Genomic DNA, 20,541 nt, shown 5'->3' on the forward strand with positions numbered 1-20,541 from the left:
TCGGTACCTGTTTTTTCATCCAGTTAGGGAAGCAGCTCTGCGCGTTAGCCAGAAAGCAGGCGATGCGTGCCGGCCCAAACGAATTTGAGCCGGCTACACAGATTGTCAAAAAGCAAGCAACGCCTGCTAATGGCTGTTCCTGAGCGCCTGTTTGAGGGCTTCGATAACAGCTACCGGCGTGGGATCGACTTTGTTGATAATGGCCAGATAGTACGAAGTGAAATCACCTAACTGGACAAGGCTCAGTATTCGTTCCAGTAGCCGTTCGCCACGCGAATGAACATCAATAACTTCTACTTCCTGTTGCAGGATTATGTCTTTGACGATGTTCATCCGAGCTCTGATCTGTGGATGATCATTCATATCACGGAGCAGGATTACGACCAGATGATCCTTGTGCGGTGCGATGTTGTCCGACCAGGCCACCAATTCATTGTGGTTGAGTTCGGCGAATTGATTGATATAGGCTAGCGTCTTGGAATTTTCACAAAACTGCCCTTTCCAGCGTAAGGCCACCGCATCGGTGATAGTCGGTCCGGAGTATATAATTGGAATCTTGCCACACAACTTTTCTGCCAGGAGCTTGGCCGGGTTGGTTGTAGTGTCGTTGTCCTCGATGTATTTCTCGCGATATTCCTGAAGGGCGGTGATGGTATGCTCGACTTCCTTGATCATGTCCTTCACCAGGCCTATTTTCTCAAAGAATATCAACATCGGAACGATCGAGTATCCCAGGGCGGCGCGTGGTTGGAAACCAGTCTGTAATTTGGCCATAGGGATTTCATTGAGCTTGGCCAGGTCCGCGAGCATACCACCGGTCGTTATGGTCGCCAGCATAGCTTTGCGTTCGATCGCATCCTCAATCGCTGCCAGAGTTTCTTCAGTGTTGCCACTGTAGGAGGAGGCAATAACCAGGCTTTCATCATCGACATATTCCGGGAGCACATAGTTCCGGCAAATATCAAAGGGCACCATGAGCTTGGAAGCGAGGAAGCTGCGCAGGATTTCCGAACCAATGGCGGAGCCACCCATGCCGACCACTACTATGTTTTTGATCCCGTAGAAATCAACCGGGTCCACTTTCCACATTTTGCCGATCTTAAGAGCGTCAGCCATCTGCTCGGCAAAGTCGAAGATGCTATTGTACATATTACTCGGATCCATCGCCCTGATCTGATCAACGTCGTCGAGAATACTCAATGTATCAATCCTCATATGTATTCTATGTCTTGATTTGTCTATTATTTTGTGCCGCTTCCAGATCGTAAAGACGATCCATCAGCGCGTTTGGTGACTCGGCCGCAAGTATTGATCTGGTCATATGACGCATAACGGTTGAGTCGATTGTTTTTATTGTCCGACAAACATCTACGATACGGTTGGGACTCATGGAGAGGGTATCAATTCCCATCCCTATCAGAAGCGGTACGGCCAATATTTCTCCAGCCAACTCGCCACACACTGCTACCGGGACACCATCATCGTGACAGGCATCCACTACCATTCGAACCATGCTCAGCACAGCCGGATGGAGGGGGTTGTACAGACCGGCGACGCGGCGGTTCCCACGATCGGCAGCCAGGACATACTGGGTCAGGTCGTTGGTTCCAAGCGAAACAAAATCTGCTCTCTTGATAAGTGTCGCAGCTGTCATCGCCGCCGAAGGAACCTCTATCATGATACCAATCTTTATGTCAGAGTCATGATCGATACCTTTGCGGCGCAACCCGAGCCTGACTTGAGAGATAAGCCTCCTGGCCCGGTCAATCTCAGAGCGATCTGATATCATCGGCAGCATAATCCTGAGATTGCGGCGCGTGGAGGCACGCAGTATGGCCCGTATCTGAGTCTTGAAAACGGTGCTCATATCCAGTAAAGCGCGAATGCCACGCCAGCCCAGAGCCGGATTGTCCTCAGTCGGCCAATTTGATTCTGGCGAAAGTTTGTCATATCCGAGGTCAAAAACGCGCAGTGTTACCGGCGCTGGTGCAAATTTCTGGGCAATGGCACTATAATACTGGTACTGTGTCTCCTCGTCTGGCATCTTGCGATGGGCCAAACAGAGAAACTCCGTCCGATACAAACCAACCGGAATCTGTTGTTCGGCCAGAAGGTCGTCGGCCGGTCCGGGTAAGCTCAGGTTGGCGGCGATGCCGATCTCACGACCGTCGGTGGTTACCGGAGGAAATACCTTGAGTTTTCTGATTCGTTTCAGAAGGGTTGGTCCCTGACGTTTGCGACGCCGCTGATATTCGCTCCATTCTTCACTGGTCGGAGAGACAATAATCTCGCCGGAAGTACCATCAACAATCAAACGACAACTGTTGGGGATCGCTTTCAGGTCGTCTCGTGCCAATACGACCGGTAGGGTGAACGACCGAGCAATAAGGGCCATGTGCGAATCCGTGCCTCCTTCACCGGCGACGAATCCTACGGCTTTCATCTCACGATATGCTATGATATCGTTGGGAGTAATAACCCGGCTGACAACGATTGTGTTGGGCGGGAGTTTCCTTAGCTTTGTTTCACTACCGCAAAGGTGCGAAAGTACTTTACTTGCAACCGCCTCGATATCGATAGCCATCTGACTCAAATAGTGATCGGATGATTGCTTCAACGGGGCAGTGGCTTCGCTGATCGCCTGGTTGTATACAAATGCGGCATTACGTTTATCGGAGCGGATACGATTCTTGACTGATTTTAGGAATTCGTAGTCGCCAGCGATAAGCAATTGGGCATCAAAGATTTTCGCCACCGGGCCACCTGCCTTGCGCAGGGCCGATGCCCGCATCTGGCGTAGCTCTTCGATAGTTGCTTCGATGGCTTGGTCAAGAGCGTCGGTCTCGGCGGTTACTCGGGAGACTGGGACAGGTGTTTTTGTGACATGAAAATCACCCGGCAATACTACAAAGGATGTCCCCAGCACGATACCGCTGGAAATCGACACTCCTTCTATGACCTTTCTCTTGCCGCTCATATCCTATCGCACTCCAAGCTTTCACTAACATTTTCACAGCCATGCAGTATAACCGAAGGGTCAAAAGAAAGGCAAGGGGAATATCAGTCCATTTCGCCGAAGCCGGATGCGATCACATCTAAAATCGCTTGCATCGCTTCCTCTTCGTCAGGTCCATCGACTTCGATTATCAGCTCCGAGCCCAATTCGGCCGCGAGAGTCATAACCCCCATGATCGATTTGCCGTTGACTGAATGATGATCTCTGGTCAGAAAAACGGTCGCTTCATACCGCGAGGCAGTGCTGACCAGAGCCGCTGAGGGGCGGGCGTGCAGACCAAGGCGATTAACAATGGTAGCAGTCTTCTTTAGCATGCGAACTCTTCGGCCAGGACAAAGCGCTTTCCCGACAGTTCCCGAATGACTCCCTTCAGCTCCAACGCCAGAAGATATTGGGTTATTTCTTCAATGGGTATCTGTGCCGTCCGGGAAATCTGGTCAATTTGAATAGGATCGGATGTAACCAACTCCATAATCCTGCGTTCGGGTTCGGTCAAGTCCGGCAGCGTCTTGAATTGTCGCGCCACTACTTCACCGCGCAGAGTTGGCAATTCGCTATAGATGTCATCCACGGAGGTGATCAAGGACGCGCCTTTCTTGATGAGTTCGTTGGTTCCAATGCTGGTGCCTACTCCCGGTGAACCAGGGACAGCGAAAACCTCTCGGTTCTGCTCCAGCGCAAGGGTAGCCGTAATCAGGGCACCGGATTTCCGTCCCGCCTCCACGACGACGACTCCTTCGGAGAAACCCGATATGATCCGGTTGCGCTCGGGAAAGTGAGCACGGTCAGGACGGGTACCTGGGAAGTACTCGGAGTAGGTGGCACCGGAGGTAGCAATATCCATAGCCAGCTGCTTGTTGGTGGTCGGGTATACATGATCCAACGAGCTCCCCCAGATTGCTACCGTACGCCCTCCGGCTTCGATTGCCCCCATGTGAGCAGCGGTGTCGATACCTTCAGCCATGCCCGAAATGATCACAATACCGTCGGCAGCCAGCCGTTTGGCGAAATTGAAGGCGAACAAACGTCCATTCTCGCTCGGATGGCGGGTACCGACAATTGCTATCATGTGGTCATCAGGTTTGGCCGGTAGACCCTTGCGAAACAGCAAAGGGGGTGCGGAAGCGATAGTGCTCAGGGCGTGTGGATAGGTATCATCATCTGGAAACAGTACCGACCATCCCAGGCGCTCTACCCGTTTTGCAATCTCGGCTGCCTTGCTTTCGTCAAATTGTGCCGCAATCACTTCCGCCAGTGAGCGGGATATTCCATTTACAGAGCAGAGATTGGTAAATGATGCCTTGCGCACCTCTGATACCGATCCGAAGACACGGATCAGTTTACCGAAACGCCCGCGTCCTACACCGGGAATCGACAGCAACCCAATGGTTTCGATTAGTCGTTGTTGCCGCTTACTGTCCATCAAGGGCTCGCTCTATCGTTTGAAGAAACCGGTCGGCTCCCTTTCGTGCAACGGCCGATAATGGAATATAGTCATTCGGCCACTCGTTGCAAATCTCTTTTAGGTCCTCGTCGCTGACTGTATCCGATTTTGTGATAACGACTATCGAAGGACGCCGGAGCAGGGCCGGGTCGAAACTTCTCAGTTCCTGCTTGAGCAATTCAAGTGTTTCCTCGATAGATTCATCATTGATATCAATGATATATACAATGAGGCGTGTTCGCTGGATATGTTTGAGAAACTGATGCCCCAATCCTTTTCCATCAGATGCCCCTTCGATCAATCCCGGAATATCAGCCATCACAAACGACTTGAACTCGCGCAACCTGACAATGCCAAGATTGGGTACCAGGGTTGTAAACGGATAATCGGCAATCTTAGGACGGGCCGCCGAAAAAGAAGCGAGAATCGTAGACTTACCAGCGTTGGGCAGTCCTACCAGACCAACATCGGCCAACAGCTTGAGTTCCAATCCGAGATGGAACGCCTGACCCGGTTTGCCATTGGTCGCTTTACGCGGTGCCTGGTTGGTGGGTGACTTGAAGTGGTCGTTGCCGAGACCGCCTTTGCCGCCTTTGGCCAGCACAACCTGCATTCCCGGTTCGTCGAGGTCAAGTATCAGCTCATCGGTTTCGAGATTCTTGACGAGCGTCCCGACCGGCAATCTCAGTACGGTATGTTGTCCGGATTTGCCTGTTTTTAGTCCGCCCGATCCGGGTTTGCCGTTGATGGCTTTGTACTTTCGCTTGTACCGGAAGTCGAGCAGGGTGGTCAATTGCGGATCGGCCACAACAACGATATCTCCCCCCCGACCACCATCACCCCCATCGGGACCACCCTTGGGGACAAACTTTTCGGTATGGAAAGAGACGCATCCATGACCGCCGTTGCCGGCTGCCACCTCAATTTTGACATAATCCACGAACATGTCGCAATATCTGGCTATGTTGATGCAAAGTCAATTTCAGAGTGCGCTGGTTTGTGCTTGCGTACAAGCCCTGAAAGCCCTGGTTGCTTGCTTGCAACCTGACCGGCGGGCGGGATGTTTACCAATATTCAAACATAGAAAACAGCCACTCATGTTACAGAGTGGCCATTTCAATCCAACCCAATTTTCACGGTCGAAAATATCGATACCGGTTGCCTTCTATATCGCCAGACTTCCGAAAGCTTTCAGACCCGGAAAGACCGCTACACAGCCGATCTGTTCTTCGATCCGAAGCAGCTGATTGTATTTGGCGATTCGATCCGAACGACAAAGCGAACCGGTTTTGATCTGTCCGGCTCCTGAGGCCACTACGACATCGGCGATAGTCGCGTCTTCGGTTTCGCCCGATCGATGCGATACAATGGCCGTGAACCCGGCCTTATGCGCCATGTCGATGGTGTCCAGAGTTTCGGTAAGAGTACCGATCTGGTTCAGTTTGATAAGAATCGAATTCGCGCTTTTCTCTGCGATACCGCGGACCAGTCGTTTGGGATTGGTGACAAACAAATCGTCACCGACGATCTGTATTTTGTCTCCCATTTCGGCTGTCATTTCCGCCCAACCATCCCAGTCGTCTTCGGCCAGACCGTCTTCGATAGAGATTATGGGATACTTCTTACAGAGATCAGCATAGAACTTCACCATCGCCGACGAATCCAGCTTCTTGCCTTCAGCGGCCAGGACGTACTTTTTGGTCTTAGCGTCATAGAACTCGGTCGAGGCCGGGTCAAGAGCAATTCGAATCTGACTTCCGGGTTCGTAGCCAGACTTGCCAATAGCCTTCATGATGACTTCAAGCGCTTCTTCGTTCGACTTGAGGTCGGGTGCAAAACCGCCTTCATCTCCAACAGCAGTGTTGTATCCTTTGGCGGCCAGGACTTTTTTGAGATGACCAAATATCTCGACACCCATCTGCAACGCCTGGCTGAAAGACTTCGCCCCGACCGGCATGACCATGAACTCCTGTAGATCGACGTTGTTGTCGGCATGTTTACCGCCGTTAATGATGTTCATCATAGGCACCGGGAGAATCTTGCAATTGCAGCCCCCGATATATTCGTAGAGGAATCTTCCGCGTGATTCAGAGGCCGCTTTGGCAGTAGCCAGCGACACACCCAGCATGGCATTCGCGCCCATCTTGCTTTTATTCTCGGTGCCGTCGAGATCGATGAGAAAGTTGTCCAACGACACTTGGTCAAACGGATCAATATCGTCTCTCATCAACGCTGGCCCAATCTTCTCATTTACATTTGCGACCGCTTTGGTCACACCTTTGCCGAAAAAGAACTTCTTGTTCCCGTCGCGAAGCTCTACCGCTTCATGGGCTCCGGTTGATGCTCCCGAGGGGACCGCTGCCCGCCCCAGAGAACCGTCGGAGAGGATTACGTCCACCTCCACAGTGGGAGTGCCGCGACTGTCGAGAATCTGCCGGGCGTGGATGAATTGGAAATCAGACATGCTAATTCCTTTCGGACAAAGTATGTTTCATATTCTTGGGCCGAAGCTATCAGGCGTCGTTTGAGGAATCAAGTTTGAAACCGACTCTGCCTGATTTTGTCTTCTCTTCCAAAACAGGAAAGGAGAATTTGTCCAAAAAAGTATGGGGTACAACCCATACGTTCGACACAAACGTTGAACCTTATGTTGGTGATAGACTGCCACTTACGCTGCCGGCACATAATTTGATACTGTTCTGGTTAAGAGGACAACATCCTCGCACGACATCAGGTCAGCGGATTAAAACAGGCTGACTTTGGGCCGGCTCTGTCCGGCCTTTTTTTATGCTTATCTTAACACCTCTGCCTGTTTGCTTGCGGCTTTCCCATCGAGTGCCCGGCTCAATCATGCTAACACTATTCCTTGTTACGTTTCATGGGTGCCCTTTCATAGGTGTTTGGGCCGGATCTCATGGGCGGCAGACGCCCTCGTCTGCCGCTACATAATTCATAATTAGGTGCTTGGCTCAAAATGGCTTTGTTTGGTAATATGCGTTTTGTGTTATGGTGTAACTCCCTGGCATTGGGTGCGTAAGACGAATTTGCTTATAGTTTCAAGCGGTGAAATTGTAGTGAATATGGGGCACTTTTCGTATTGCTTTTGGATATGAATTGGTTTTTGTCTGTTTGGTGCTTGTGTCATACCGAAGGGGATGGGGAAAGAAACAAGGGTGAAGCTGTAGGGGAAGTGTGGACAGGCAAGCCTGTTTTTTCAGTGATAACCTACATCCTAGGTGTTTATGCCGATCCCAATGTAGGAGGTGAAGTATCTAGATTACTTGTTCTTCCGTTCATCCCCCACCAATAGTTCAACTTCCTCCTGAATAACCCTTCGACACATCCTCTGCAGATGAGTGAATAATTCTCGTTCGCGCATATTCAGGTTGCTCTTGCCGGAATGCACAATTTTAGACCGAACATCGTAGATATCCTTAAACATAACCTGAATATCCTCTCGCTGCTGGTGAGTTTTGCTAATCAGGTAGGCGCAGCGATTCCTTAGCAGGGCACCGAGGCCCGTTGCTTCGGAATCTGTTTTGCTGCCGAGTAGAATTTCCAGTACTACCATAGCCTGTACGAATGATAGTAGTTCGTTAGTCCCGCCCAAACTATCAAAGAGCCACTGGCTCGCCAGCAAGAGCTTCCGAGCTCTTTCCGGGTTCTCAAATGCGCATTTTATTTTGTCTAACCTCCCCTTTACCCATTCGACCCATTTGCTGTCAAGTTGTTCATCTTCACCAGCATATCGAAAACACAAGTCACGATAAGTATCCGATACGGTCGCCTCCAGTACACCGCTCCGATCCATTACCCATATGCCAGTTTCAGAATGATGAATAGTATACCGTAATTTGGTTGGAGCAAGTCGATAGGTATGTTTCACCTCGAACAACTGCAAGGCAATCCCCATTCCACAGAAAGCCTTCAACAGAGAGGTAGCCCTAGAGATCGCTCCAGTCGTCAGGAATGATCCCATGAAACCATCTACACTTACTTGAATATAGGTAGATGATTGATCCCACTTTCGGGGACCTGTCCCAGGGATGCCAACAAGGTCACCAAGGGACGGAGCATCGTTTGTCCCTACATCATCGCCGAGGGGAAAATCTCTCTCAAAGGTGTCATCCGGGCTTACTAATCGGACAGAATCTCCGAGCGAATACTCCTTTAATGTACGCGCAAAGAAATCACCAAAACGATTATCGAACTTTATCGTCAGACAATAATCCCAAGGTAATGACTCAAAATCGGAGACCAACCGTTGTGCGATTGCTGTGAGATCTTCATATCCCTTTAGCTCTTGTAGCAATAACGATAGTGAGCTCGAGTCGTATTCTTGGGTCTTGGCAAGCCGCTCTGATAGATGATTATAGAGAAAACTGAAGAGAGGTGTCTCACCCACGTATTCTTCCAACACCCTTGTCAAGTCGCCGCTCTTAGGCATTATTGACTCAGCCCGAATCAAAGTTACGGCAGACTCCCAGTCAAGAAACACCCGATTCTTAACTTTCACCTGTGCGAGCAAATCTGCTATCTTCTCTGAAAGTCGCTTTACGCAATCTCTATGTAGACCAAGACTCATCGTTTTCTGCCCCTGTAATATGCGACCGACACTATTTCTTTTAGTCATGTGGGTCAAGCCGCCTGTCCACTTGACATTGACAACATCGTCGAGATAATCAAGAGGCAGGCCGCTTGACCTACAAAATTCTATTCATCAAGACAGTCTATATGCTCACTGATCCCACAGCAAGCTGTGGGCCACCAACACCCCCTGCTAAAACTCCCCCACCCTTTTCAGCGCCCTGGCGAATTTGGAGGTGGTCTGGTGTGTAAACGGAATCGACAAAGAAGAAAACATGCGGCGGAGATCATTGAGCACACCATCAAGGCGGTCTTCATCCGGTAACTCGACCTCAAGTTCATAACCTACCGAACCATCAGAATAAGTCGTAGTGTCTACTTCAAGCGTGTACGTATGATCACCCAACTGGAACTCTTTACGCTGACGATGATTCTCAAACCGTACCAGTCGAGCCAGGCTGATCTGTCCGAATTTCTCTTTGACATAAACAATCGGAGCAATATCGAGATCAAGGATGTCGTGTTTGAGAGCTATCACATCGCCGGCAATTTCAAACGGAATCGACGCTTCTATTTCATCCCTGATCGCGACTTTGTCCGACCCTGAATTGTCACCTTTGAGTGTGACCAGCCCGGTCTGGGCTTCGGTCCGTACTCGCAACGCCCAACCACTGCCCGACAAGACACCATCTTCGGTATCAAAGAAGCAGTTGACCTGACGCACCTCATTGTCCAACTGCCCGATAAACCCGACGAATTTCAGGTAATTGGTGAACGATTCGAGATCGAGTTTGACCTCAATCTCCCGTTGTAATTGATTCTTCGAATTCATCCCAGTCACAATATAGCAACATTCGGGGTCGAAACGCCACTCTTTTGTGGGGGCAAGGGTCTCTTTTTTGCTTTATGCGAAGGACGCCGTAGCGTGGAGTGACCGGGAACAAATGGGGCAGACGAGGGCGTCTGACGCCCACTGAAACGCCGTAGCGTGGAAATACCGGGAGCAGCGTGAGCCACTCCCGGTGTGATACTTAGCTGAGGTATTCTTCCGTGATATTCTGATTTGTTTCCGCGTCGAAAACACGGTATTCCTGGACCGGGATAGTGGTATCGCGCACGACATTGATCTTGAATTTGTTTATTTTCATAACGCGCTCGATACGATTGGTGCCGTTGTCAACCATTGCCTCGGCCAGATGCGGACTGACGACGAGGTTGAAACGATGGTATTTGGCCCCAGCTTTTGCTCGCAGGAACCAGCGTTCGATCTTGGTCGCCAGGGTTTCTTTCGAGACAATACGCCCCCGACCACCACAAGTAGGACAGGGATCGGAGAGAGCCTGCATATGCGAAGGGCGTACACGTTCCCGAGTCATTTCTACCAGCCCGAATTCGGTAACCGGGTTTATCGCACCCTTGGCTCGATCCGGCTGGAAGTACTTCTGGAATTCTTCGTGTAGCTTGCGCCGGTTCTCCCGACTATACATATCAATGAAATCACAGACAATCAAACCTCCAATGTCGCGCAGACGAATCTGACGCGCGATCTCTCGGGCGGCGTCGATATTGGTCTGAAAAATCGTCGTCTCCTGGTCTCTACCACCCGTGTAGCGACCGGTATTGACGTCAATAGTTACCATCGCCTCAGTCTGGTCAATAATCAGATATGCTCCGCGTTTGATCCAGACTTTATTGTCCATCATGCGGTCGATCTCGGTTTCCAGATCGTACATATCAAACAGCGGCTGAGCACCTTTGTATAACTCAACCCTGTCCTTGAGATGGGGCATTACCTGGCGGGTGAAGCTGATGACTCTTTTGTAATCCGCTTTGTTGTCGATCAGAACACGCTCGACGTCGTCGGTGAACACATCGCGTATCATCGATACCACAATATCGGCTTCTTTATGGATCAGAGCGGGAGCGGAAGAACTATCGGCTTTTTTCTTGAGCTTGGCCCAGAGCTTAAGACCGCGCTTGATATCAGCCCGTAATTCACGCTCCTCCTTGCCCTCAGCTTCAGTGCGGATAATCAGGCCAAATCCTTCCGGTCTGTCCGGCGCGGCAGCTTTTTTCAGCCGACGGCGTTCACCCCAGTTGGTGATTTTCTTGGACATTCGGATATGGTCATCATTCGGCACCAGGACGGTATAGCGACCGGGAATAGATATCTCCGATGTAATCCGGGGGCCTTTGGTGGAGATTGGTTCTTTTATGACCTGAACCAGAAGCTCCTGGTTTCTCTTCAGGACAGCTTCGATTCGCTCCCGTTTGCGTTTGCGCACGATTTCGGCAGGAGCCTCTTCTTCACCGTCAGGATCGTAGGAAGAACCGTAGTCTTTGCCTATGTCGGACGAGTGAAGGTAAGCCGCTCTTGGCAGTCCGATATCGACAAAGGCGGCGCCCATTCCGGGCAGAACGGTTTTGATAATGCCTTTGTAAATATCACCGACCATACGGTCGCTGTCTGGGCGTTCAACTTGTAACTCAACCAGGAGGTCATCCTCGATCATGGCGACTCGTCGCTCATAGTCGGTTGAGTTGATTAGAATCTCTTTTTTCATAATTTGCTTTCTATCTGTTCCGGCAACTCGCCGAAACATTCCCCTTCTGCGGGATGGTAGCCATTGACAAACGACGTACCATCCATCGTTTTCTTGCCCTGGGGCATAATTTTTGATATCTCAACCACCGATCCGGCGCACCGAACCAGCAGCTTTCTCTTGTGTTTAATGATCGACCCCGGCCTCTCTGACGAGCCCTTCTCGTCGATCATACTCATGTCGGTGCTTGAACACTCCAGCACCTTCATCCGTCTACCGCGGAAAAAAGTATAAGCACCCGGCACCGATGACAACCCACGCACAAAATTGGTGACATTGTGGGCGGGAAATCCGAAATCGATCATGGCGTTTTCGGGGGTGATCTTTGGCGCAGGACTGGCCAGCGAATGATCCTGTATCACCGGCACGAAGTCGCCCTTGTCCAGCATATCGAGTGTCTGGAGCAGGAATGGCCCACATCGGTCCGACATCCGAGCATAAAGGGAATCAAAGTTGTCGTCCGGCTCAATCGCCACTCTTTCCTGCAGAATGATGTCTCCAGTGTCCACAGTATCGTTGAGGACAAAACTGGTCAAGCCGGTTTCCTTTTCACCGTTAATCAAGGCCCAATTGATCGGGGCGGCACCGCGATATTTGGGCAACAGGGAACCATGAATATTGATCGAGCCCAGACGCGGCAGCGTATAGAGCTTCTGCGGCAGAATCTTGAAGGCCACCACTACAAACAAGTCCGGTCGCAATTCTGCCAGCGACTCCCTCAGCTTTCTGCTCTTGAGCTTTGCAGGTTTGAACACCGGCAATCCGTGCTCAATCGCTTCGCAACAAACGGCTGTCGGGAGCGTTTTTCGACCTCGCGATGTTGGTTCATCAGGACCGGTGACCACAGCCACAAGCTCGTGTTTACTTTCTGCCAGACAGGCCAGTGGTTTGCAGGCAAACCCCGGCGTGCCCATGAAAACAAGTCTCATTGGGTATGTCTACTGTGATGCTGAGCGTCCGTAGTGGGACGGAAACAGCCGATGCGGAAGTGTGAAGCGATCCTCAGGAAACTTCTTTGAGTTTTCTCAGGCGGCCCTTTGCCATCGTCCGGGCCAAAGACGACATACGATCAATAAACAGGGTTCCCTCAAGATGGTCATACTCATGCTGTATGGCCCTGGCACTCATGCCTTCGGCTTCCATTTCAAACTGGTTGCCTTCAAGATCCGTCGCCCGCACTTTCACCTTGGCAGGGCGGAAAATCTTCTGATACAATCCCGGAAAAGACAAACATCCTTCTTCATATTCAGCCTCTTCTTCGCTGACTTCCACAATTTCCGGGTTAATAAAAATTTTGAGGGAAGCGGTAATGTCAATCGTTGTTAAATCCACAATGAATACACGCTTCAATACACCGATCTGAGGCGCTGACAGCCCCAGACCTCGAGCTTTTTTCAGGGCGTCGGTCAAATCCGACACCAGGTCTTTGATTTCCTGGTTGATCTCGTCAACCGGATCGCAGACTTTCCGCAATACCGGGTCGCCGTAAATGACGATCGGTCGCTCGGCCACAGTAACTCCTTAAACTACCTCAGGTGTCTACTCGGGCGGCAATCGACGATTTGAGGAACTCGAACTTGGTTTCGCCGATTTTTATGACGACTCGTCCGCGCTCTTCATCGATGGCGAATATGGTTCCAAACATACCGCCGCTGGTTACCACCTTGTCACCTTTCTTTAACTCTTGAAGCAGGGTCTCATGCGCCTTCTGCTTCTTTCTTTGGGGTCGGATCAACAGCAGGTACATCAGGACAAAAATGAGTCCGAACCATACCAGCGTAAACATCCCACCGCCACCGCCGGCGCCCTCGGCACCGGTCATAAGTATTGGCCAATTCACTATATAACATCTCTCCTGTTTCTATCGGCCTGCTGCTCAAAAACTGAACAGGGCCAATTCTGTTAATTCACAAAAAATATAACCGATCAGAATCGCGGTGCAAGGTATATTTCGGATAGTCGGGAGTGAGGTTTTGCTGCTGTTGGGCAGGATTTTGCTCAATGCACATAACTTTCGGTAGAATATTCACTTGTAGATTTCGCTTGCGCTCGGTGACAATTTGTGTATCATATAAGGCTGTTGTCGTGCTGTCACTGGCCGATAACAGTTGGTGGGTGTAGACCCAGACTGAAAACGAAAACAAATGAGTTTCTTTAGAGGTTCGTTATGGCACACAAAAAAGGTGTCGGTTCTTCCAAGAACGGCCGTGATTCAAATGCCCAGCGTCGCGGGGTCAAAGTCTTTGATGGCCAGGCGGTTCCAGCGGGATCGATCATTGTCCGCCAGTGCGGCACAAGACTTAAGCCTGGATACAATGTCGGATTAGGCTCGGACAATACTTTGTTCGCTAAGATCACCGGCGTCGTGAAGTTTGAACGGGTTGGCCGCAGCGGTAAACGCATTTCCGTTTACGAATAACCACTGCCAACAAAAAATCTACCGAGAGGCCGCTGTGATATTCGCAGCGGTTTTTTCGTTGCGTACAGTTTCTCTTGACGATTATAGCACTGAAAAAGAGAAGGTCAGTCCGCAGTAGCGAACTGACCTCTTTATGCGTCTTTTGACGTAGATAATCTTAGCAGAATGCACTGCAAAGCGGTCTTAGAACTTGATCCAGAATTCTTCAGAGAAGCCACGGTTGGCACTACCGGTTATCAGATATCTCTCGTCATTTAGAATACCTAACCGAACTTTGACCGAATCTACAGCAGAGAGATCAATATCTTCGTTGTAGTCCGTATCCAGTTTCCGATGAAGGACGAGCGTATACTGGGTAGACGAGGAATCGTAATGTGAGACCGTGCGGATATCCCAGCGACTGCCAAGGTTTCCCTCGGTAATCCCGGGAGCGTTAATGGAGTTGTCAATATAGAATCCCGGTATTTTCTGACCGATTTCCCATTTACTTGTCTCATGCCAGAAAACCGTATCTTCATCAGCAGTAATAATAGTATCGCTTCTACTGATCTTGGCCGTGTCGAAAAGCAAGTATCCATGGAAATCGCTTGTATCTTCGTGAGCATAGGTTGGATCGTCTCCGGCAATCGGTTGATTCTCTCTGGCGATCACAAACGATGCTCCGGTTCCTTTTGCATCGTTAGTTAAAGCACTGCCGCTCCAACTGGCTCCTTCAGCAAAATGAGCTCCCCCGGTCGTTACTACTCGCCAATTCCAGACATCCCAATTGCCACCGGGGGCCCCATCAAACATCACATACATCTGATCTTCCGCACCTTCGTCCAAGGGCGACCTTTCATTGAAACGAAGAGGGACAGCCGAGTTGATGGTATAGACGCTGGGCCATACCGAATGCGTTGTATCCGTCCACCGCAGCCACAGGAATAGAGTATCATCGCGCTGTACAGCCTTTACGGTCACTTCAGGAGTGTAAACCAGGGCCTGAGATGGCACAACTTTGGATGGTGGCTTGCTACCGGAAACATCAACAATCAGGGAATCGACTGTATTCCATGCAGCCGCCAGAGCATTACCGGTCAGATCGGCGGTTACCGTTGTATTCACCTGAAGGCTAGGGATGGTGGTGGTAGGACCAGTGCCGCCGCCGTTGTCATCATCTCCACCGCAGCCGATGTAGAGAACGACCGAGAACAGAACCAGAATCGGAAAGAGTCTCTTCATTATTGGAATCTCCGCGTAAACACTGTTTATTTTACTTCAGTTCAAAATAATAGATTAGGCACAAAATCAAAGGAGAATCTTATTCATTGCGCTTGAGAACAACCATCGTGAAGTCATCAAAGATGTGATCGGGAGCAGCGAAAGCCTTGACAGCCTTGTAAGTGATTGTTTGTATTTCCTCGGCCGGCTTGTTGCGATTGGCCTTGATAAGTTCGATCAATCGGTCAAGGCCAAACTGTTCTCCGCTACGATCAAACACCTCGGTCACGCCATCGGTGTAGAAAACAACAATCTCTCCGGGGTTGAGAAAAACGGGCCGTTCTTCGTACTTGGCATCCTGGGAAACACCAAGGACCGGTCCACCTTCTCGCAGGAATTCCACTTTTCCATCCGCGCGCAAAAGAATAGGGAGATCATGGCCGCAGTTGCAGAAAGTCAGGATGTGATTGCGTGAGTCCAGAACACTGTAGATAGCTGTAACAAAATTGCCCGAGGTGATTGATTCATACAGAAGATTGTTGACTTTATGGGCTATGGCACGTATGGCGTAGTTGTTGCGAATCTCGGCGATCAGCGAAGCCCGAAACGAGGCCATGATCAGCGAGGCCGGAACTCCTTTACCGGAAACATCGCCGATGGCGATCCCGGTTTGAGTGTCCAGGATAGTGATAAAGTCGTAGTAGTCTCCGCCCACCTGACCGGAAGAAATGTTGATGCCGTCAATATCATATCCCGGCAAATTGGGGTTGGCGCGAGGTAGGAAAGTGCGTTGAATCTCGCGTGCGACATTGAGTTGTTCCTCGATCTTTTTGCCGCTGAGAATTTCCTCATGGAGTCGGGCTCGCTCAACAGAAATAGCCGCCTGAGAAGCAAAGACCTGGATCAGCGCCAACTGGCGTCGGTTGAAAGCTCGCAGTTTGTCCGATTCGAGATTAAGTACTCCAATGACTTTGCCGTCAGGACCGTTGGTCCCCAGAACCATCGGCACGACAATCTCGCTGTTGGTTCGCGCACGCGCCGGGATGTAACGCTCATCCTTAGAAACATCGCCTACAATAACCGGTTCGCCGGTCGTCACCACCTGGCCAATGACACCCTGACCGATCTTGAGGGCCAACTCGGAATCCTTGCCGGGCTGGTAGCCTTCAGTCATGATTGACCCGATCTCCCCTCGCTCGGGATCGACCAGGAACACGCCGCCGGCATCGAAGTCGACTGCCTTATTGAGTGATCGTATTATTTCCTGAAGTACTTCATCCAGATTGAGAGAATGGGATAGCTTGATACCAATCTCGAAAAGCAGGTTTTTTTCGAAAGCTTCTCGTTTCATTTCGCGATAGAGATGGGCGTTGTCAATAGCTACCGCAATCTGGTTAGTGAGACCAATCAAAATGTCCTGATCGACGGCTGTAAACTCCCCCTCGCTTTTGTTGATGGCCTCAATGACCCCGATCATCTGACCTTTGCCAATAAGCGGCACACTCACCAGCGAGTTGATCTTAATTTCACCGCGAGTTTCGATTTCCGGATCGACCCGTGTATCACTGGTCGCATCGTTGATCAGCATTGGCTTTCTAAAGTTGGCTACCCAGCCTACTACTCCGCTGCCCAACTCCTGTCGGAAAACACATAGCTTATCCTGTCCCCGTTTGAGGAGACGAATTTTCATATCGGTTCGATCGTGATCTACACGAAAAACGAGAGCCGCCTCTGCCCCAACGGCGGTCATGACCAACCGCAGAACACGAGTGATGAGTTCCTCGTATTCTAGGGTAGTGTTAAATGTCCGAGCCGCCTCAAGCAGGAGTTTCTCGGTACGCGTATGTTGAATCGAATCAGTCATGTTGCGACTCAAGGTAAGAGGAATGAAAGATTTGTCAATGGAGTTTCCGGAGGATTAGGCGAAGTTCCGTAGGGATCAATCTGCCTCGCCTGTCTCCACCAGACTCCGCAAGGTGGCCTTGATCCGGCGAACGTAGATACTGTCGGCAGCAGGCTGTATGTGAAGTCGATGGATATCCAGCGCTTTAGAGAAGTCCCCGGTGTACAGATAATAGTCCACCAATTCCACCGCTGAGCCCAGAGGCGGCTCCGGTCGGGCCATAAGTCGCAGTAACATCCTAACGTATTCAACAGTCCGCTGCTGCACCAGGTACACTCGAGTGATACCCACCATAGGCAACAGCTGAGTGGAATCGTATAACATGGCATTCCGGCAATAACACTCGGCCTCCCTGTATTGCCTGAGTTGAACCATGGCAAAACACAGATTGCTGAGGATTGCAGATTGATACGGATTCAACCCGTCGGCAATCCTCAGTACAACGAGAGCACTATCATAGTGTCCCAGCTTGTTAAGGCAATGTCCAAGATTGGCGTAGCCACCCGAGTACATCGGATTAAGACGGATCGCCTGTTCATTGAGATCGACAGCTTCTTCAAAACGGCCCTCCATAGCCAGATCTTTGGCTTGTAGACCAATACTCTCCTCAGGGTATTCCCGGAAGTAGCGATCATACTCTTCGTAGGCAGCGGGGATATTATGGACTGATTCATAGTACTCACCCAAAACCTGCGTTACCGCTCGGCTCTTGGTATGATCCAGCTGCATGTAATCTCGAAGATGGCTGATGGCCATCTCGGGTACAACTCCGGCGGCGACTCTGGGAACAAGGACCAACAGACCAAGAACCACAGACAACGCCGCTGCTTTGAGATCATGTCTGTGAGGGTCGGGGCCAGACAACAGCAACCAGTACACCATAACGGTGAGAGGTATGCCGGCAAAGGAGAACAGATCCCAGTCACGGGGCATCCCCAATTTGGGGTCAAACATGAAGACCGCTCCCAGACAACAGACTGTTGCGATCATCAGAAAGCGGAACCACGGTTCCGTTAGCTTCTTCCACACCGACCGCCTGGCAGATACAGCTACCATCAGAGGAAGCCCAGGGAGCAGGAGAAAGACAAGGTTGGCAAAATCGGCCAGATGATTCAGCGAAAATAGAGTATAGCCTTCAACCGTAAACCGGGTCGCGATCGGTGATACCAAGGCAAAAAGGGCATAGTAACTTTGAGAACAGGCATACCATAGAGCCATAAGTGCGAAAACCACAGTCAGAGCAACGGCGAGCACTCTGGTGGCCCTTCTCGTACGGATCACATAGGAGGCAAACGGGGTTTTCAGAAAGAGCAAGTACCCGGCGGCGGGAATCAGGAATATCCCGAAAAAATGCAACCAAATTGCCATCGCTAGCGGAAGAAGGATTGTCCATCGGTTGAGTCGCAACTTACAAACTGCAATACCAATGAGACAGAATAACATAACGGAGACCGTAAAGAACGAGTAGTGCTCAACATATCCGAAAAACAGGAGCATATACCCTGATGAAATCAGGCCGAGCAACAACAGCAGGCGGAAGAATATGTTTTTTGCAATAAGCATGGCACCCCACACGCTGCATATGAGTAAAACCAGACCGGCTATGATCGATAGCGTCTGGTAGGTGACCAGAGATCGTTCTCGCATCGTTTCTGGCAGAAGTGAGAACACCGATGTGTGGATTATGGTTTCGCCGATATTGCTCAGCTTGACAATCAGGTTACCCGATTCGAGCAACCCCAGCAACAGGTAACCGTCCCCGAGGAAATGAGTCTGCGCCCGGAAGACATAGAATGATAAACCATAGACACCCAGCAGCAGAACTGCCACTGCCATGAATCTCTTGCGATCAGTAGCGATGCCGCTGTCTGCGGTCCCCACATGTCCAAATGGCCACCTGAGGATTAGTATCCCGGCCAGAATTCCCAACCCAAGCAGCGCCAGCCGAACCCACAGTGGGAAATAGGCCCAATGACTGATGCCCCAGATACGATACTCAGGGAAAAACGAAGCCACAAACAGGGAGACCACAACGACCGCATACAGGATCGGAACTAAGGCTGCGCTGGTCGTCTCGCTGCTTCTATCTGCCATCAACAGGCCTTCCGTCGAGTGTTACTTTTCCGCTTCAGCAATGCGCTTATTGATATTCTCCCAGATTTCAGGCCAGGATTTATCGTAGCCCTCAAGCTTGTATTCTTCGCGGGCACGTTTGAGCATTTGTAGCCCGGAGTCCTTTTTCCCCTCAGCAATGTCCGCTTCGCCAAGGTCTTCACATGCCTGCCCGATTGCTCCGTGGTTTTCAAGGCGTTCGGCCCAGGCCAATACCGGGCGCAGCCACTGGCGGGCTTCGTCGTAGTTTCCAAGATGACGATGTGTCATGCCCACATGATAATCGGCGAACAGCTTGGCTATTTCGCCCGAAAATCGCCAGTGGTATTCTCGCGCCTTCACGTAACAGGTCAGGGCAGTGTCAAATTTCTTGATGTCCCAGTAGGTTCCGGCCAGGTTGTTCCACAGCGGTCCCAACCATGATTCGTTGTCGGCTGCCTCGGCCGCTTCGATTCCCTTGCGTCCCCACTCGATCTGCTCCTCTGGTGTTTCGGCCACGATAGCTATCATGTGGGCGGCATCAACAGCCCGTCCCCATAGCGCACTGGCATTGCAGAAGTCAAACATCTGTTCGAATGTAGCTCGCGCTGCTTTGAGATCATCGTCCTGCCATTCAAACCGACCGCGTACCCCGAGGTACCGCGACCAACCCATAGGGTCAGACTGCCGCGCCTTTTCTTCAGCTTTGACGAGCCAGGTGCGCCCTTCGTCCTTGTTCCCCTGGATCAGATTCATCCGAGCCATCTGGGCCAGAGCCTCAGTTTCTACTGAGACGTTGAATTCCTTTTGCGAAACATCGAACGTCTTCTGATAGAGTTTTTGGGCAGCCTTGTAGTCGCGGGCTTTGAACGTAGCGTCCGCTTCGTTGAGCAGCGAGTCAGCACTCTGTTGGGTATCAGTCACTTGGTATCCTTTGCCTTTTGGTTCGATGGCCCATGCCGCAAATGGCAGGGAAATGGCTATCAATATGGAAATGAGCTGTCTCAATAAACCTCCAACGTGTTTTCGGATTTTATCTACGGCCCGAAAAAAGCATACTATCAATAATCTCATGTCTACCATGCGAATATACAACGGTAACGATTCGGAAACCATAAGAATATACTGATCAACCAGATGTGCGGCGCAGTGTATAACCAACGTTAAAGCCGGACCAATTGTGTTTGACCGGTTCGTTTGGCGAACCTATATTTTGGGTTATGATTATTGGCAGTGCCGTTTCGGAATGAACCGATACTGTTACCACTATTACTTGAG

17 protein-coding genes are annotated in these 20,541 nt (G+C 50.7%); 1 reads left to right on the forward strand and 16 read right to left on the reverse strand.

The annotated features are described in order from the left end of the window. Positions 1 to 126: 126 nt before the first annotated feature. From KOO62_00485 to yajC, 12 genes are all read right to left on the reverse strand, one after another. Positions 127 to 1,200, reverse strand: a complete 1,074-nt coding sequence (locus KOO62_00485) for a bifunctional phosphoglucose/phosphomannose isomerase (protein ID MBU8932459.1) — start codon at positions 1,198 to 1,200, stop codon at positions 127 to 129. A gap of 22 nt (positions 1,201 to 1,222) precedes the next feature. Beyond that, positions 1,223 to 2,977, reverse strand: coding sequence for a phosphoenolpyruvate--protein phosphotransferase (ptsP, locus tag KOO62_00490; protein ID MBU8932460.1), 1,755 nt, complete (start codon positions 2,975 to 2,977; stop codon positions 1,223 to 1,225). An 83-nt stretch (positions 2,978 to 3,060) separates the two neighbouring features. Then, the gene (locus KOO62_00495) at positions 3,061 to 3,330 is read right to left on the reverse strand and encodes an HPr family phosphocarrier protein (protein MBU8932461.1); all 270 of its coding nucleotides are present in this window, start codon (positions 3,328 to 3,330) and stop codon (positions 3,061 to 3,063) included. Then, a complete protein-coding gene (gene dprA / locus KOO62_00500) occupies positions 3,324 to 4,439 on the reverse strand; it encodes a DNA-processing protein DprA (GenBank protein MBU8932462.1) in 1,116 nt (371 codons plus the stop codon). Before dprA ends, KOO62_00495 begins: the two co-directional genes overlap by 7 nt. Next, positions 4,429 to 5,406 carry a GTPase ObgE gene (gene obgE, locus KOO62_00505; GenBank protein MBU8932463.1) on the reverse strand — a complete coding sequence of 326 codons (978 nt, stop codon included), beginning with the start codon at positions 5,404 to 5,406 and terminating at the stop codon, positions 4,429 to 4,431. The genes dprA and obgE overlap by 11 nt, the downstream gene beginning before the upstream one ends. 219 nt (positions 5,407 to 5,625) lie before the next feature. Continuing rightward, complete coding sequence (gene eno, locus KOO62_00510) at positions 5,626 to 6,924, reverse strand: phosphopyruvate hydratase (GenBank protein ID MBU8932464.1); 1,299 nt, start codon at positions 6,922 to 6,924, stop codon at positions 5,626 to 5,628. Between the two features lie 813 nt (positions 6,925 to 7,737). After that, a complete protein-coding gene (locus KOO62_00515; GenBank protein ID MBU8932465.1) occupies positions 7,738 to 9,093 on the reverse strand; it encodes a hypothetical protein in 1,356 nt (451 codons plus the stop codon). A gap of 147 nt (positions 9,094 to 9,240) precedes the next feature. Then, positions 9,241 to 9,879 carry a CYTH domain-containing protein gene (locus KOO62_00520; GenBank protein MBU8932466.1) on the reverse strand — a complete coding sequence of 213 codons (639 nt, stop codon included), beginning with the start codon at positions 9,877 to 9,879 and terminating at the stop codon, positions 9,241 to 9,243. A gap of 199 nt (positions 9,880 to 10,078) precedes the next feature. Next, on the reverse strand, positions 10,079 to 11,611 hold the full coding sequence (locus KOO62_00525) for an Rne/Rng family ribonuclease (protein MBU8932467.1): 1,533 nt from the start codon (positions 11,609 to 11,611) through the stop codon (positions 10,079 to 10,081). Next, on the reverse strand, positions 11,608 to 12,579 hold the full coding sequence (gene fmt, locus KOO62_00530; GenBank protein ID MBU8932468.1) for a methionyl-tRNA formyltransferase: 972 nt from the start codon (positions 12,577 to 12,579) through the stop codon (positions 11,608 to 11,610). Before fmt ends, KOO62_00525 begins: the two co-directional genes overlap by 4 nt. A 73-nt stretch (positions 12,580 to 12,652) precedes the next feature. Beyond that, positions 12,653 to 13,162, reverse strand: a complete 510-nt coding sequence (def, locus tag KOO62_00535; GenBank protein ID MBU8932469.1) for a peptide deformylase — start codon at positions 13,160 to 13,162, stop codon at positions 12,653 to 12,655. Positions 13,163 to 13,181: 19 nt separating this feature from the next. Further along, positions 13,182 to 13,472, reverse strand: coding sequence for a preprotein translocase subunit YajC (gene yajC, locus KOO62_00540; protein ID MBU8932470.1), 291 nt, complete (start codon positions 13,470 to 13,472; stop codon positions 13,182 to 13,184). A 345-nt stretch (positions 13,473 to 13,817) separates the two neighbouring features. On the opposite strand from yajC, the gene rpmA reads away from it, so the two are divergent. After that, on the forward strand, positions 13,818 to 14,069 hold the full coding sequence (rpmA, locus tag KOO62_00545) for a 50S ribosomal protein L27 (GenBank protein ID MBU8932471.1): 252 nt from the start codon (positions 13,818 to 13,820) through the stop codon (positions 14,067 to 14,069). 183 nt (positions 14,070 to 14,252) lie between these two features. On the opposite strand, the gene KOO62_00550 is transcribed toward rpmA, so the two are convergent. The 4 genes from KOO62_00550 to KOO62_00565 form a co-directional block, all read right to left on the reverse strand. After that, entirely contained in the window at positions 14,253 to 15,290 is a 1,038-nt protein-coding gene (locus KOO62_00550) for a hypothetical protein (protein MBU8932472.1), read from the reverse strand. A gap of 79 nt (positions 15,291 to 15,369) precedes the next feature. Next, positions 15,370 to 17,133, reverse strand: a complete 1,764-nt coding sequence (locus KOO62_00555; protein MBU8932473.1) for a SpoIIE family protein phosphatase — start codon at positions 17,131 to 17,133, stop codon at positions 15,370 to 15,372. A 75-nt stretch (positions 17,134 to 17,208) separates the two neighbouring features. Beyond that, on the reverse strand, positions 17,209 to 19,266 hold the full coding sequence (locus tag KOO62_00560) for a hypothetical protein (GenBank protein MBU8932474.1): 2,058 nt from the start codon (positions 19,264 to 19,266) through the stop codon (positions 17,209 to 17,211). 21 nt (positions 19,267 to 19,287) lie between these two features. Next, on the reverse strand, positions 19,288 to 20,271 hold the full coding sequence (locus KOO62_00565) for a tetratricopeptide repeat protein (GenBank protein MBU8932475.1): 984 nt from the start codon (positions 20,269 to 20,271) through the stop codon (positions 19,288 to 19,290). Positions 20,272 to 20,541 lie beyond the last annotated feature (270 nt).

The sequence above is a fragment of the Candidatus Zixiibacteriota bacterium genome, from assembly GCA_019038695.1.
In the GTDB taxonomy this organism is placed as follows: Bacteria; Zixibacteria; MSB-5A5; order GN15; family FEB-12; genus B120-G9.

Coding starts and splice junctions, on each gene's coding strand:
- ptsP (MBU8932460.1), bottom strand. CDS start 2,977: ATGAGCGGCAAGAGAAAGGTCATAGAAGGAGTGTCGATTTCCAGCGGT.
- KOO62_00495 (MBU8932461.1), bottom strand. CDS start 3,330: ATGCTAAAGAAGACTGCTACCATTGTTAATCGCCTTGGTCTGCACGCC.
- dprA (MBU8932462.1), bottom strand. CDS start 4,439: ATGGACAGTAAGCGGCAACAACGACTAATCGAAACCATTGGGTTGCTG.
- obgE (MBU8932463.1), bottom strand. CDS start 5,406: ATGTTCGTGGATTATGTCAAAATTGAGGTGGCAGCCGGCAACGGCGGT.
- eno (MBU8932464.1), bottom strand. CDS start 6,924: ATGTCTGATTTCCAATTCATCCACGCCCGGCAGATTCTCGACAGTCGC.
- KOO62_00515 (MBU8932465.1), bottom strand. CDS start 9,093: ATGACTAAAAGAAATAGTGTCGGTCGCATATTACAGGGGCAGAAAACG.
- KOO62_00520 (MBU8932466.1), bottom strand. CDS start 9,879: ATGAATTCGAAGAATCAATTACAACGGGAGATTGAGGTCAAACTCGAT.
- KOO62_00525 (MBU8932467.1), bottom strand. CDS start 11,611: ATGAAAAAAGAGATTCTAATCAACTCAACCGACTATGAGCGACGAGTC.
- fmt (MBU8932468.1), bottom strand. CDS start 12,579: ATGAGACTTGTTTTCATGGGCACGCCGGGGTTTGCCTGCAAACCACTG.
- yajC (MBU8932470.1), bottom strand. CDS start 13,472: ATGACCGGTGCCGAGGGCGCCGGCGGTGGCGGTGGGATGTTTACGCTG.
- rpmA (MBU8932471.1), top strand. CDS start 13,818: ATGGCACACAAAAAAGGTGTCGGTTCTTCCAAGAACGGCCGTGATTCA.
- KOO62_00550 (MBU8932472.1), bottom strand. CDS start 15,290: ATGAAGAGACTCTTTCCGATTCTGGTTCTGTTCTCGGTCGTTCTCTAC.
- KOO62_00555 (MBU8932473.1), bottom strand. CDS start 17,133: ATGACTGATTCGATTCAACATACGCGTACCGAGAAACTCCTGCTTGAG.
- KOO62_00560 (MBU8932474.1), bottom strand. CDS start 19,266: ATGGCAGATAGAAGCAGCGAGACGACCAGCGCAGCCTTAGTTCCGATC.